The sequence below is a fragment of the Erwinia sp. 1181_3 genome, from assembly GCF_052824965.1.
In genome coordinates this window covers 63,891-76,500 of sequence record NZ_VTDE01000013.1, presented here as the reverse complement: position 1 = coordinate 76,500, position 12,610 = coordinate 63,891, and the positions used below count along the sequence as shown (strand labels likewise).

Annotated in this window: 12 protein-coding genes; 6 read left to right on the top strand and 6 right to left on the bottom strand. The window is 55.3% G+C overall.

Annotated features, from left to right (window positions below; genetic code table 11):
* Positions 1-164 precede the first annotated feature (164 nt).
* The 4 genes from FY046_RS21210 to ghrB all read left to right on the top strand — a co-directional run bounded on the left by FY046_RS21210 (position 165) and on the right by ghrB (position 4,226).
* Positions 165-914 (top strand): sugar phosphate isomerase/epimerase family protein, encoded by a 750-nt coding sequence (locus FY046_RS21210; RefSeq protein ID WP_159338270.1) that lies wholly within the window; start codon positions 165-167, stop codon positions 912-914.
* A gap of 3 nt (positions 915-917) precedes the next feature.
* The gene (locus FY046_RS21205; protein WP_431022302.1) at positions 918-1,877 is read left to right on the top strand and encodes a sugar kinase; all 960 of its coding nucleotides are present in this window, start codon (positions 918-920) and stop codon (positions 1,875-1,877) included.
* 69 nt (positions 1,878-1,946) lie between these two features.
* On the top strand, positions 1,947-3,230 hold the full coding sequence (locus tag FY046_RS21200; protein ID WP_159338272.1) for an MFS transporter: 1,284 nt from the start codon (positions 1,947-1,949) through the stop codon (positions 3,228-3,230).
* A gap of 30 nt (positions 3,231-3,260) precedes the next feature.
* A complete protein-coding gene (gene ghrB / locus FY046_RS21195; RefSeq protein WP_446186457.1) occupies positions 3,261-4,226 on the top strand; it encodes a glyoxylate/hydroxypyruvate reductase GhrB in 966 nt (321 codons plus the stop codon).
* A 348-nt stretch (positions 4,227-4,574) separates the two neighbouring features.
* Here the strand turns inward: ghrB and FY046_RS21190 are convergent, their stop codons facing one another.
* Positions 4,575-5,783 carry an aldose 1-epimerase family protein gene (locus FY046_RS21190; RefSeq protein WP_200642202.1) on the bottom strand — a complete coding sequence of 403 codons (1,209 nt, stop codon included), beginning with the start codon at positions 5,781-5,783 and terminating at the stop codon, positions 4,575-4,577.
* A 363-nt stretch (positions 5,784-6,146) separates the two neighbouring features.
* On the opposite strand from FY046_RS21190, the gene FY046_RS21185 reads away from it, so the two are divergent.
* Positions 6,147-7,397 (top strand): valine--pyruvate transaminase, encoded by a 1,251-nt coding sequence (locus FY046_RS21185; protein ID WP_167863233.1) that lies wholly within the window; start codon positions 6,147-6,149, stop codon positions 7,395-7,397.
* A 46-nt stretch (positions 7,398-7,443) separates the two neighbouring features.
* Here FY046_RS21185 and ibpA read toward each other — a convergent pair whose 3' ends face one another.
* Positions 7,444-7,866, bottom strand: a complete 423-nt coding sequence (gene ibpA / locus FY046_RS21180; RefSeq protein WP_133844789.1) for a small heat shock chaperone IbpA — start codon at positions 7,864-7,866, stop codon at positions 7,444-7,446.
* Between the two features lie 299 nt (positions 7,867-8,165).
* Here ibpA and FY046_RS21175 point away from each other — a divergent pair, with 299 nt between their 5' ends.
* Entirely contained in the window at positions 8,166-8,528 is a 363-nt protein-coding gene (locus FY046_RS21175) for a YceK/YidQ family lipoprotein (protein ID WP_133844792.1), read from the top strand.
* Here the strand turns inward: FY046_RS21175 and FY046_RS21170 are convergent.
* The 4 genes from FY046_RS21170 to FY046_RS21155 all read right to left on the bottom strand — a co-directional run bounded on the left by FY046_RS21170 (position 8,509) and on the right by FY046_RS21155 (position 12,552).
* Complete coding sequence (locus FY046_RS21170; protein ID WP_133844794.1) at positions 8,509-9,777, bottom strand: DUF3748 domain-containing protein; 1,269 nt, start codon at positions 9,775-9,777, stop codon at positions 8,509-8,511. The two genes, FY046_RS21175 and FY046_RS21170, sit on opposite strands and share 20 nt — an antisense overlap.
* Before the next feature lie 84 nt (positions 9,778-9,861).
* Positions 9,862-10,671: a sugar-phosphatase gene (gene yidA / locus FY046_RS21165; RefSeq protein ID WP_133844796.1), complete on the bottom strand. Its 810-nt coding sequence runs from the start codon at positions 10,669-10,671 to the stop codon at positions 9,862-9,864.
* Positions 10,672-10,762: 91 nt separating this feature from the next.
* Entirely contained in the window at positions 10,763-12,064 is a 1,302-nt protein-coding gene (locus tag FY046_RS21160) for an MFS transporter (protein ID WP_159338275.1), read from the bottom strand.
* The gene (locus tag FY046_RS21155) at positions 12,061-12,552 is read right to left on the bottom strand and encodes a YhcH/YjgK/YiaL family protein (RefSeq protein ID WP_159338276.1); all 492 of its coding nucleotides are present in this window, start codon (positions 12,550-12,552) and stop codon (positions 12,061-12,063) included. Before FY046_RS21155 ends, FY046_RS21160 begins: the two co-directional genes overlap by 4 nt.
* Between the last annotated feature and the right edge of the window lie 58 nt (positions 12,553-12,610).

The window sequence follows — 12,610 nt, the reverse complement described above, 5'->3', positions numbered from 1 at the left end:
CCCTTTTTCTGCGCCCCCTCTGACGCCCTTTTTTAAGATTTTTCCCTACTCTCAAACGCTCACATCGTGAGCGCGATCATAAATTACTGCACTGATCCTTTCTTTTGGAACCGGTTCCATCTAACGTTTTTAGCAGAACAGGTGGATATTTCCCGGAGAACCCCATGAAAAGAGAAGTCATCGTTGTCACCGCCGCCTATGGACAAAAGCAGGTCGCCGCGCTGGGTGGTCAGCAGGCGCTGCTGCCGATTATTGCCGCCGCAGGCGCCGACGGCGTAGAGATCCGCCGCGAGCTTTTTAGCGAACAACAGCTGGCGACCTTGCCGCTGCTGGCAGACGCCATCCACGCAGCACGACTGGTGGCGTTCTATTCCGTGCCGGAAGCATTGTTTATGGCCGATGGTTCACTGAATCCACGACTCGACCAGCACTTTTCTGAAGCAGAGCAGCTTAATGCCCAGCTACTAAAATATGCGCTGGGCAACTATCAGCCCGATTTCGAATGTCATGAGCTGCGCAGCAAACTCGCCGGAAAAAAAGTGCATCTGGTGGTAGAAAACGATCAGACCGACTGCGGAAAACTGGCCGCCCTTGACCGCTTCTTCCACGCCTGCGGCGAAAGCCGTACCTGTAACGGCATGACCTTTGATATGGGCAACTGGCTGTGGGTGGGTGATAAGCCCCTGGAGGCCGCCAATCGCTTAAACCGCTACGTCAGCTACATTCATGTCAAAGCCGCTGTGCCTGAGGGCGAAAGCTGGCGCGCCGTTGCACTGGATGACGCTGATGATCTGTGGCGCAAAACACTGGCACTGTTGCCATCAGACGTGCCGCGCGCCATTGAGTTTCCGCTGGAAGGGCCGGACCTGGTGGCGGTCACTCGCCACTATGTTGACCTGCTGCGTGAGGAATAAATCATGAGTATTGATGCGAACCATCCGCTGGATGTGGTCACCCTTGGCGAAGCCATGGCAATGTTTGTGGCCGATGAGTGCGGCGATCTCGCCAGCGCCAGCCATTTCAGCAAACGTATTGCCGGGGCGGAACTCAATGTCGCGATCGGCCTCGCCCGTCTTGGCCTGAACGTGGGCTGGGTCAGCCGCATCGGCGACGATGCCTTTGGCCGCTTTACCTGTCAGCAGCTGGACCACGAAGGCGTCGATCGCCGTCTGGTGACCACCGATTCGCGTTATCCCACTGGTTTTCAGTTGAAATCCAAAGTCGACGATGGTTCAGACCCCCTGGTGGAGTACTTCCGCAAAGGCTCTGCCGCCAGCCACCTCTCCGTGGCTGACTTTACCCTTAACCCCGGCTACTTCACCTCAGCCCGTCATCTGCATCTCAGCGGCGTGGCCGCAGCCCTCTCTGACAGCTCGCTGGCGCTGTTACAGCAGGTGGCCCGTGAGATGAAAGCATCAGGTAAAACAATTTCTTTCGATCCTAATCTGCGCCCGGTGCTGTGGTCCAGTGAACAGGAGATGGTGAAACAGCTCAATGGTCTGGCGCAGTTTGCCGACTGGGTGCTGCCGGGTATTAAAGAGGGTCAGATCCTGACCGGCTACACGCAGCCGGAAGCCATTGCCGACTTCTACCTGGCGATGGGCGTGAAAGCGGTCGTGATCAAAACCGGCAGCGACGGAGCCTGGTACAAAACCGCCGACGGCGAGAGCGGCCAGATAGCAGCGATCAGAACGGATAACGTTGTCGATACCGTCGGTGCCGGCGATGGTTTCGCCGTTGGCGTGATCAGCGCCTTACTGGAAGGAAAATCGTTACCCGCAGCGATACGGCGCGGTAACAAAATTGGTTCGCTGGCCATTCAGGCCATCGGTGACAGTGAAGGATTACCGACGCGCGCCGCGCTGGGTGATTTCTAACGCCGTCACAACCCGGAAAAACAAACCGCATCGTCCCCTACAACAGAATGCGGCCACCGAGGAAGACTTATGAAAAATCAGACAATCGCGCCGAAACGCTGGTGGTACATCATGCCCATCGTGTTTATCACCTACAGCCTAGCGTACCTGGATCGTGCAAACTTTAGCTTTGCCTCCGCCGCAGGAATTAATGAAGACCTCGGCATCACCAAAGGCGTCTCCTCGCTGCTGGGCGCACTGTTCTTTCTGGGCTATTTCTTCTTCCAGATCCCCGGGGCGATCTATGCCGAACGACGCAGCGTAAAGAAACTGGTGTTCTGGTGCCTGATTCTATGGGGCATCTGCGCCACGCTGACCGGGCTGGTCAGCAACATTCCGATGCTGGCTGCGATCCGCTTTACGCTGGGCGTGGTGGAAGCGGCGGTGATGCCTGCGATGCTGATCTACATTAGTAACTGGTTTACCAAATCAGAGCGTTCACGCGCGAATACCTTCCTGATCCTCGGTAATCCGGTCACGGTGCTGTGGATGTCCGTGGTTTCGGGTTATCTGATTAACGCCTTCGGCTGGCGTGAGATGTTTATTATCGAAGGCTTCCCGGCGGTAATCTGGGCGGTGGCATGGTGGTTCCTGGTGCAGGATAAACCGGCACAGGCCAAATGGCTGAGTGATGCAGAGAAAGCCGCGTTGCAGGCGCAGTTGCAGAAAGAGCAGGAGGGCCTGAAAGCGGTTCGTAACTACGCTGAAGCCTTTAAGTCACGAAACGTCATTATCCTGTGCGCACAGTATTTTTGCTGGAGTATTGGCGTTTATGGTTTTGTTCTGTGGCTGCCTTCCATTCTGCGTAACGGCACGCAGATGGGCATGGTGGAAGCCGGCTGGCTGTCCTCAGTGCCTTACCTGGCCGCGACCATCGCCATGATTGTCGTCTCCTGGGCTTCGGATAAGTTACAAAACCGCAAATTGTTTGTCTGGCCGTTACTGCTGATTGGTGCAATGGCCTTTTTAGGCTCATATTTGGTGGGACCCGGTCATTTCTGGCTATCCTATGCTCTGCTGGTGATCGCCGGGGCCGCGATGTATGCCCCTTACGGACCATTCTTTGCCATTATCCCGGAAATGCTGCCGCGTAACGTGTCCGGCGGGGCAATGGCGTTGATCAATGCGATGGGTGCCCTGGGCTCCTTCCTTGGTTCCTGGGTGGTGGGCTACCTCAATGGTGCCACCGGCAGTCCGTCGGCCTCGTATATTTTTATGGGCAGCGCCTTACTGGTTTCCGTCTGGCTGACGTTGATCGTGAAACCCGCACAGAATAAACAGATGCCGCTGCCTCATGGTGCAAAACAGGCTTAATCTATCGACTACCTGAACAGAGAGAATCGAATGAAACCGAATGTAGTGCTTTATAAGTCGTTACCGGACGATCTGCGCGCACGGCTGGATGAACATTGCTGTGTGACTGAAGTGAACGACTTAAGCCCGGAAACCCTCGCTGCTCATGCCTCCGCGTTCAGTGAAGCAGAGGGTATTCTGGGATCGGGCGGTAAAGTGGATGCCGATTTTTTACAGCACATGCCGAAGCTGCGTGTGGCCTCAACGGTGTCCGTGGGTTATGACAACTTTGATGTGGCAGCGCTGAATGACAACGGCGTCCTGCTGATGCACACGCCGACCGTGCTCACCGAAACCGTTGCCGATACCATGATGGCGCTGGTCCTCAGTTCAGCACGTCGCGTGGTGGAAATGGCTGAGCGCGTCAAAGCGGGTGAATGGCAAAAAAGCATCGCCCCTGACTGGTACGGTGTAGATGTTCATCATAAGAAGCTGGGCATTCTCGGCATGGGCCGCATCGGCCTGGCGCTGGCGCAACGTGCACATCTTGGCTTCGGTATGCCCATCCTCTATAACGCACGTAAACAGCATCCCGAGGCTGAACAGCGTTTTGATGCGCAATATTGTGACCTTGATACGCTGCTGGCCGAGTCTGATTTCCTCTGCATCAGTCTGCCGCTGACGGCACAGACCCACCATCTGATTGGCCGTGAGCAGCTGGCGAAGATGAAGAAAAGTGCCGTGCTGATTAACGCCGGACGTGGCCCGGTGGTTGATGAGCAGGCGCTGATTGCGGCCCTGAAAGACGGGACGATTCATGGCGCAGGGCTGGATGTATTTGAGCAGGAACCGTTACCGGTTAGCTCTGAGCTGCTGCAACTGCGCAACGTGGTGGCGCTGCCGCACATTGGCTCTGCCACGCATGAAACGCGTTACGGTATGGCAAAAGACGCCGTGGATAATCTGATTGCCGCGTTAAGCGGTAAGGTCGAGAAGAACTGCGTGAACCCGCGTTAATCTCGGGTTGCGTAGGACCCGAGCATTTTTTTGATCGGCATGACAGCGGGCGGGGCACGCCTGACCCTGCGGTTACCGTTCCCCTGCCCACATTTGTACAGGGCAGGCATGCCCGCCCCTGCGGTTACCGTTCCCCTGCCCACATTTGTACGGGGCAGGCATGCCCGCCCCTGCGGTTACCGTTCCCCTGCCCACATTTGTACGGGGCAGGCATGCCCGCCCCTGCGGTTACCGTTCCCCTGCCCACATTTGTACGGGGCAGGCAGGCATGCCTGACCCTGCGGTTAGCGTTCCCCTGCACACATTTGTACGGGGCAGGCATGCCCGCCCCTGCGGTTAGCGTTGGAATTATTCTTTCGCGATAGGCGTTTCGCTGATGGCGACAGTTTCATCCCCCTGGATCTGCTTCACGCGCTGTTCCACCTTCTGCACTGCGCTGGCATCTTTCAGCAGCGTGTAGGTCAGGGTGAACGCGGTGCTCTGCCCCGGCTGTAGCTGTTTCACCCGTCCCTGCTCTTTCTCAATGGTGACCGGATAAGCATAGTTGGTGCCCGGCTCAATCCCGGTGACATAGCCCTGTTTCAGGGTATCGGTATTCTTCCACATGGTCAGCAGCGGAAGCTGATGGGTATCAAACTCAATCGAGGCACCTTTATCGCCTTTACTGTTGATCACCGCCGCCACGGTTTTCCCGTTGCTGTCGGCTTTCGGCGTCAGGTTGAATACCATCTCATCAAAGTCTTTGGTCGGTGCACCGTAAATATTCCAGCCATCCAGCCCTTTTTTGGCGTAGTCATTAAACGGCGACACGGATTTCAGTGGCGCAATAAACCGCGCATCTTTTTCAAGGATCGGCGTGCCGAAGTTGCTGTGATAGATAATCTGGTAGTCGTGCGGATAATCGGCCTGATTGGTCAGCACATCATGCACGGTAAAGGCATCTGACCCCGGTACATAACGCAGCTCCGTCCAGGTTTCGAGATTCGCTTTTTTGAAGGTCGTCTCTTTCAACAGACCACGAATGCGGATTTCATGCGGTGCTTTATCATCAACGATCACTTCAACCTTAGAGGCTGGTGTATTGCCTGCTTTACCGTGAAGGGTGTAGATCACGCCGTCTTTGGTCACCGGGTGGCCGGTCCACTCAAAGCCGCAGCGCACCATCATTTCGTTAAAGCCTTCAAGCCAGCCCAGCCCGTTTCGGCTTTCCAGATTGATGTTAGCCGGGTTAACCACTTCCTTCACCGGGGAATCCCAGCCCAGACGAACGCCGTGGCCCGTGACTTTTAACAGATCCATGCCGCGCGTCGGGCTGAGGCTGATGGTCAGGCCGTTTTTACTGGTGATAGTCAGCACTTTGGAGCCTTCCTGCTTGCCGCCATGCAGAACTTTTTGCTCAATGCTGAAGCTTTCACCCGCCAGCTTCAGCTGCTGACTATTAATCTGCCAGTTTCCCTTCTCCGTACTGCTTTCAGCATCTGTCAGCAACCAGCTTTGCGCTGCTGCCTGACCGCTGATCACCGCCATCACTACCCCTGCCAGAAGTGTTTTTTTCATGGTTCTTGTCCTTTAGCTGAATTGATTAAGCTTTATGGAACCACAGACTACAAATCAGCGTAGGATAAAAACGTGACAGGTATCACCGACTGATTTATTGGGTGTTTTAACTCGTCCAAACGTGCACCAGGTCACTAAAAAGTGCGCCAACTGATCGATATACATGAGTAACTGTGATGAACATCCTTCATGCGTACCAGGAAATTTAAACGATTCAGCTAAAACAGCCTCTGCCTGTCGCTCATCCCATTAAAGGCCTGCCCGCAGTGAACAAGTGCGATCGCCTGTCCCCGCAATATTGCATCCCACAGATGCTGGCGTTAAGGTGGTCACCCGTTGTAGATAACAAGTGATTAACAGGGTATGAGCTTTTCGGCATTTGGTGAAAAATTTACGCGCCATTCAGGTATTACGCGCCTGATGGAAGATATGGGTGAAGGTTTGCGGACCCCCGGCACGGTGATGCTGGGTGGCGGAAATCCTGCGCAAATCCCGGCGATGAACGACTACTTCCAGCAGTTACTGCAACAGATGCATGATGAAGGCAAGCTGGCAGAAGCCCTGTGTAATTATGACGGGCCACGCGGTAAAACCACGTTACTGGATTCGCTCTCAACCCTGCTACGCGAACAGCTCGGCTGGGATATTGCCCCGGAAAATATCGCCCTGACCAACGGCAGCCAGAGCGCTTTCTTCTATCTGTTTAACCTGTACGCTGGCCGCCGCGCTGACGGCAGAAAAAAACGCGTGCTGTTCCCGCTGGCTCCTGAATACCTCGGCTATGCCGATGCCGGGCTGGATGAAGATCTGTTTGTCTCAACGCGGCCGAATATTGAAATGCTGCCGGAAGGCCAGTTCAAATACCATGTGGACTTTGAACATCTGCATATCGGTGAAGATACCGGGCTGATCTGCGTATCGCGTCCGACGAATCCGACCGGAAACGTGATCACCGATGACGAATTACTTAAGCTGGATGCGCTGGCACAGCAGCATGACATTCCGCTGCTGATTGATAACGCCTATGGCGTGCCGTTCCCCGGCATTATCTTCAGCGAAGCCCGCCCGCTGTGGAACCCCAATATTATTCTGTGCATGAGCCTGTCCAAACTTGGCCTGCCTGGCGCACGTTGCGGCATTATTATTGCCGATGAAAAAGTGATCTCGGCGGTCAGTAATATGAATGGCATTATCAGCCTGGCACCCGGCAGCGTCGGACCGGCGATCGCCAATGAGATGATCCAGCGCGGCGATCTGCTGCGACTGTCGGAAGAGGTGATCAAGCCGTTCTACCAGGAACGTGTGATCCAGACTATTGCCGTTATTCGCCGCTATTTGTCACCTGAACGCTGCCTGATCCATAAACCCGAAGGGGCAATTTTCCTCTGGCTGTGGTTTAAAGATCTGCCGATCACCACGGAAGTGCTGTATGAGCGGTTGAAAAGGCGCGGTGTGTTGATGGTGCCGGGGCATCTCTTCTTCCCGGGGCTGGAGCAGGAGTGGCCACATACGCATCAGTGCATGCGCATGAACTATGTGCCGGATAGCGATAAAATTGAGCAAGGCATTACGATTCTGGCCGAGGAAGTCGAGCGGGCACATCGCGAAGGATAAAATAAAGGCCACCCGCTGACGCGAGTGGCCCGTTAACAACAGCGTATTATTTCAGAATTTCGATGCGGCGCGGTTTATGGGCTTCGGGTACCACGCGCTCCAGGTCGATATACAGCAGGCCGTTTTCCAGTTTGGCATTGCGCACATGTACGTGTTCGGCCAGCTGGAATTTGCGCTCAAAGTTGCGTTCGGCAATACCCTGATACAGGTAGGTGCGCTCCTGCTGCTCGTCCGGGTGCGATCCGCGTACGCTGAGAAGATTATCGTGGGAGGTAATCTCCAGTTCACTCTCAGCAAAGCCGGCGACGGCAATCGTAATACGGTAGTTGTTTTCGCCCACCAGCTCGACGTTGTATGGCGGGTAGCCACCATTGTTGGTGCCCTGGTTTTGGCTGGTTTCCAGCAGGTTGATCAAACGGTCAAAACCAATGGATGAGCGATAAAGTGGGGCAAGGTCAAAATTACGCATGTTACAGCTCCTGATATTCAGCGAGTAAGGGGTGTCGGCCCTCCATAATGGACGGGTCGTCGGTTCAGAAAACACTGCCCTGTCGGCACAGGTTTTACTGACCGTAAAAATAAAATGGTGATGAAATCGATGCTTTCAAGGGGAGAAATTACGATTTTTTTACCTGAAAGCAGCGAATGACATACACTCAGGGATGAGTTCGCCGGGCCATCGTGTCAGCCACCGCAGAGTGGTCAGGGTCAACCCACGCGCCGGTAATGAGTCTCAGCCAGGTTGCAAAGACTGAAGGGATAATCAAGATGAAAACATTGAAGAAGAGTCATATTGCCGGATTTGTCGCCTGTATGTCGCTGGTCAGTACCAGCGGTTGCTCAAGCGTGATGATGCACAGTGGTCCCAGTGATGGCTACTACCCTGGGACGCGGGCCAGTGCAGACGTACTGACCGACAAAGACAGTGGTTGGGTGATGAAGCCACTGGCGGCGCTCGATCTGCCTTTCTCTGCCGTGCTGGATACGTTACTCCTGCCGCTGGACTATTACCGCTCCGGTAATAGCGACTCGCCGCGTGAACGCGTACGCCGCAGCGAGGAGGCAAATCATACCAACGAAGTCATGTCGCAGACGATGGCGCCTTACGCCGCTAACACGTCTGTACCGTAAAGATCTGACGGTAATCACTGCCGTCACGCAGATATGCCACAGATCGCCCATCGGGGGAGAACACCACGGCATCCGCCACAGGCGCAATATCACTGCGTCGGGTAATGCGCCGCAGTGTTCCGCTGGCCACCTCACAAAGGGTGATGCTGTTATCGCAGACAAAGACCAGCTGTTGCCCGTCCGGGTGCCAGCTAAATGCTGACTGAATATCATGCTCACTGTGTGTCACCTGACGCGGTTCGCCGCCCAGCGGTGAGACCGTCCAGAGTTGTACTATCCCGGCATCATCTTTCATCAGAAACGCAATGGCACTGCCATCTGGTGAACTGCGTAGCCAGTGACGCGGCGCAGTAGCAAGACCCGGGAAGCGGCGACCGTGGGTAAATGTCAGACGACGCTGCTGTACCCCCTTCGGCGGGGCAGGCAGTTGGGTGGACGTCCCTTCCAGCGGCTCATCGCCCGCTATCGCGAACGCGGCATTGCTTTCCGGCAGATCGACGATAAAGACTTCCGGCACTTTTTCACCTGTCTCCGCAACGGTGTCACCAATAAATGCCAGCGCCCAGCGCTGACGAACGCCGTCGCCGCGCAGATAACCCTGATGGCCAATCCAGCCCTCTTCATAGGCGCGGGTGATCTCATCGCTGCCCGGCTGAGGTGTCACCGTGGTCCGGCTGACCAGCACGCAGTAGTGGCTGCCATCATATTCACGCGGGTGATCGATCGGTGGGCACACCGCATGCAGCGGTACCGCCACCCCCACGTTACGCAGATCCTGCGCCACATCCCACTCGTGCATCACATGGTCGTTATAGGTAAAGCTCAGGCGTGAACCGTCCGGGCTGAACACATGCACATGAGAACCACCACGCAGTGCACCGGCGGTAAAAGGCGGGGTGATATCGCAGGCATCAAGGTTTTCCGCCACGCCCTGCTGAATAATCACACCGCGACGATGGTGGAAATCATAGTGCCACTGGCTGTCCGGGTGTTCCGGTCCATGAATGCACACATAGCGCGCAGGCAGATCAGGGCTGGCCGTGACCACACCCACATGTGCACCATCACCGACCTGATAGAGCACTTCCGTTTCACCGCTGACAACGTTGACCCGTTCAATGGTCAGCCCGGTAAATGAAGCGCCAGAGGGGCGTACGTCATATACCAGCCACTGGCTGTCTGCCGTCCAGACGTTAATATTGGTCAACTGATGATGACGCGGGGAAAAGGTAAGCTGTGTTTCTTTCATGGAAGGAGGCCCTTAACACGGTTTTGCTAAGGGTAATGCATTCGGCGGACTTAGGGTATCCGCCGTCTTACAGCAGGCAATGAATTACAGCACAAACTTCTCAATGGCGACGGCAACGCCATCTTCAAGGTTGGATGTGGTGACAAACTGCGCGATGGCTTTGACGGCGTCGATCCCGTTGCCCATCGCGACGCCTGTTCCGGCAAACTCCAGCATCGCGAGGTCGTTTTCCTGATCGCCGAGCGCCATCACTTCTTCACGCTGTAAACCAAGACGGTCGGCCAGCGCTTTCACCCCGGCACCTTTATTAACCTGTTTATTCAGAATTTCCAGGAAGTAAGGTGAGCTTTTCAGGATGGTATTACGCGCTCTGGCTTCGGCAGGAAGGCGGGCAATCGCCGCATCCAGCAGTTCCGGCTCATCAATCATCATCACTTTTGGGAAGGTCATGGAGGTATCCATCTCCTCCACCGGGCGATAACGCAGCGGAATGCCAGTCAGGCTGGCTTCATGAATGGTGAAACGGCTGATATCTTTGTTCGCGGTGTACAGATGGGTCTGCGTCAGCGCCTGGAAATGTACACCCAGTTCGCGTGCCAGCTGTTCGTAATAAAGATAATCGTCAAAGCTGACCGCCACTTCTGCAACGCATTCACCGGTATCGGCCTTCTGCACCAGTGCGCCATTATTGCTGATGCAGTACTGCCCTTCCTGTTGCAGACCCAGCTCCGCCAGGTAGCGCTGGATACCGATAAACGGGCGACCCGTTGCCAGTACCACCGCCACGCCTTTATCGCGTGCCGCCTGAATCGCCTGCTTCACTCGCGGCGTCACTTCGTGCTGCGGGTTCAGCAGCGTGCCGTCCATATCAATCGCAATCAGTTTAATCGCCATACCATCCTCGTTAGCTAACAATTTGTCACCATGCTAGCGCGATTCAGCTCACGATGACCAGTCTGATCACGGAATGAACGGCACGTCGCCATCAGTGGCGCGTGGCCAGCGGTTTATTCACAAAGAAGCCATAGCTGATCGCACCCATCATCAGCAACCCGGCGCCCAGCAGGAACACATTGGTGAATTTACCCGTCATATCCAGAATCACCCCGGTAACAATCGGTGCCATTGCCGCTCCCAGGAAACCGCCGAAGTTCTGAATAGCCCCCAACGACGCGACCTGATCTTTCGGTGCAATATCCGTGGCCAGTGTCCAGATGGCGCCCTGGGGCATCTGAGAGCAGAAATAGCCCAGCGACAGCAAGGTAATCGCCAGCGGTGTGCTCTCCACAAACGGGATCGGCGCAACAAAGCAGGCTGCCAGCGCCGCACCCGCCACAATCGGGATCTTACGTGCATGGATCGCTTTCATTCCGCTGCGCACCAGTTTATCAGAGAGCATTCCCCCCACCAGCACACCCAGAATCCCGGCAAAGAAAGGTATCGAGGCAATCCAGCCAGTCTGTTTCAGGCTGAAACCCAGGGATTTCTCCAGATAGCTTGGCAGCCAGGTCAGGTAGACCCAGATGGTGAACATAATCGAGAAGTTACCGATCACCATAAACCAGGTAGTACGGTGCTTAAACAGTGCGCCCCAGCTGGTTTTTACCTGCTTCTCGCCCTCGGCAGTCACGCTACGGTGGCCGGCATGAATCAGTGCATCTTCACGTGCATCCGGGTCACGGTAGAATTTCCACCACGCCAGCATCAACGGAATACCCATCAAACCAATCGCCATAAACATGCCGCGCCAGCCGAAGCTCAATAACAGGACGGTGAGGATCGGCGGAGCAATGGCGTTGGCAATCTGCGAACCGGTGTTGATGATCGAGGTCGGCAGGCCACGTTCTTTATCGCCAAACCAGCGATGGGTGATTTTAATACCGGAGGTAAAGAACGGCGATTCAGAAATACCCAGCAGCATACGCAGGCCATAAAACACCGAATAACTGTTCACAAAAGCGGCGAGGAAGGTAAAGCCAGACCACAGACCCAGCGCCCAGGAGAACATGCGTTTCGGGCCAAACTTATCCACCAGCCATCCCGCAGGCAGGTTAGCCAGCGCGTAAGGCCAGAGGAAGGCGGACAGTAACAGCCCCATTTCCGTCTGCGAGAAGCCGAACTCGGCAGCGATCGTGGTATTGGCAATGCTGAGGTTGGCGCGGTCAAGGTAGTTCACCACGGCGGCCAGCAGCAGGATCAGAATGATGCCCCAGCGCAGGCGCGAGATCTGCGGCGGGTTGGTGGTCAATGGCTGCGTGCCAGTGGCAGTAACAGAGGCGTTTTTCATGAGGATCTCTCGTCAGTAAACAGGCTCAGGTGGATTTTGATCACCGCTTTGCGGAGGCGGGAAACACCGTGGGTCTGGCAACAGGGGCGATGAACATCATGGGGAAACAACACCACAAAGGTGTCGGCTTCCAGCGCAATCATCGATTCATTATGGGTCTGGTGATAAAACACAATATCGTGCTGCTCTGCGCGGTCTTCGACCACCTCGTGAGAGGGGTGCGCACGCGCCACGCCGATCGTCTCTTCACCGGAGAGCAGATACTGAATATCGACGTATTTGAAATGCGACTCGGCACGCATCTCGCTGGCCGGGACGGTGTCCATCGTCTGGTACAGACAAAACATTTTGTTCTCAGGAAGGATGTCGAACTTACCGGGTTCCAGCGCGGAAAAATCCGTTGCTGCAATCCATTCCAGAGCCTGGTTAATGACCGGATGCAGGGTATGACGTTCCCTCGCCCAGTCGTTGCGATCGCAAAAAATCATGGTTGTAGTCCCGTTTTCACTCGCATCGAACGAGTTTTTGTTATTTGTTTAGCGGGTT

Excerpts from the sequence above, each read along its gene's own strand:
- ibpA (WP_133844789.1), bottom strand. The coding sequence starts at position 7,866 with ATGCGTAATTTTGACCTTGCCCCACTTTATCGCTCATCCATTGGTTTT.
- FY046_RS21210 (WP_159338270.1), top strand. The coding sequence starts at position 165 with ATGAAAAGAGAAGTCATCGTTGTCACCGCCGCCTATGGACAAAAGCAG.
- FY046_RS21200 (WP_159338272.1), top strand. The coding sequence starts at position 1,947 with ATGAAAAATCAGACAATCGCGCCGAAACGCTGGTGGTACATCATGCCC.
- ghrB (WP_446186457.1), top strand. The coding sequence starts at position 3,261 with ATGAAACCGAATGTAGTGCTTTATAAGTCGTTACCGGACGATCTGCGC.
- FY046_RS21155 (WP_159338276.1), bottom strand. The coding sequence starts at position 12,552 with ATGATTTTTTGCGATCGCAACGACTGGGCGAGGGAACGTCATACCCTG.
- FY046_RS21190 (WP_200642202.1), bottom strand. The coding sequence starts at position 5,783 with ATGAAAAAAACACTTCTGGCAGGGGTAGTGATGGCGGTGATCAGCGGT.
- yidA (WP_133844796.1), bottom strand. The coding sequence starts at position 10,671 with ATGGCGATTAAACTGATTGCGATTGATATGGACGGCACGCTGCTGAAC.
- FY046_RS21205 (WP_431022302.1), top strand. The coding sequence starts at position 918 with ATGAGTATTGATGCGAACCATCCGCTGGATGTGGTCACCCTTGGCGAA.
- FY046_RS21175 (WP_133844792.1), top strand. The coding sequence starts at position 8,166 with ATGAAAACATTGAAGAAGAGTCATATTGCCGGATTTGTCGCCTGTATG.
- FY046_RS21185 (WP_167863233.1), top strand. The coding sequence starts at position 6,147 with ATGAGCTTTTCGGCATTTGGTGAAAAATTTACGCGCCATTCAGGTATT.
- FY046_RS21170 (WP_133844794.1), bottom strand. The coding sequence starts at position 9,777 with ATGAAAGAAACACAGCTTACCTTTTCCCCGCGTCATCATCAGTTGACC.
- FY046_RS21160 (WP_159338275.1), bottom strand. The coding sequence starts at position 12,064 with ATGAAAAACGCCTCTGTTACTGCCACTGGCACGCAGCCATTGACCACC.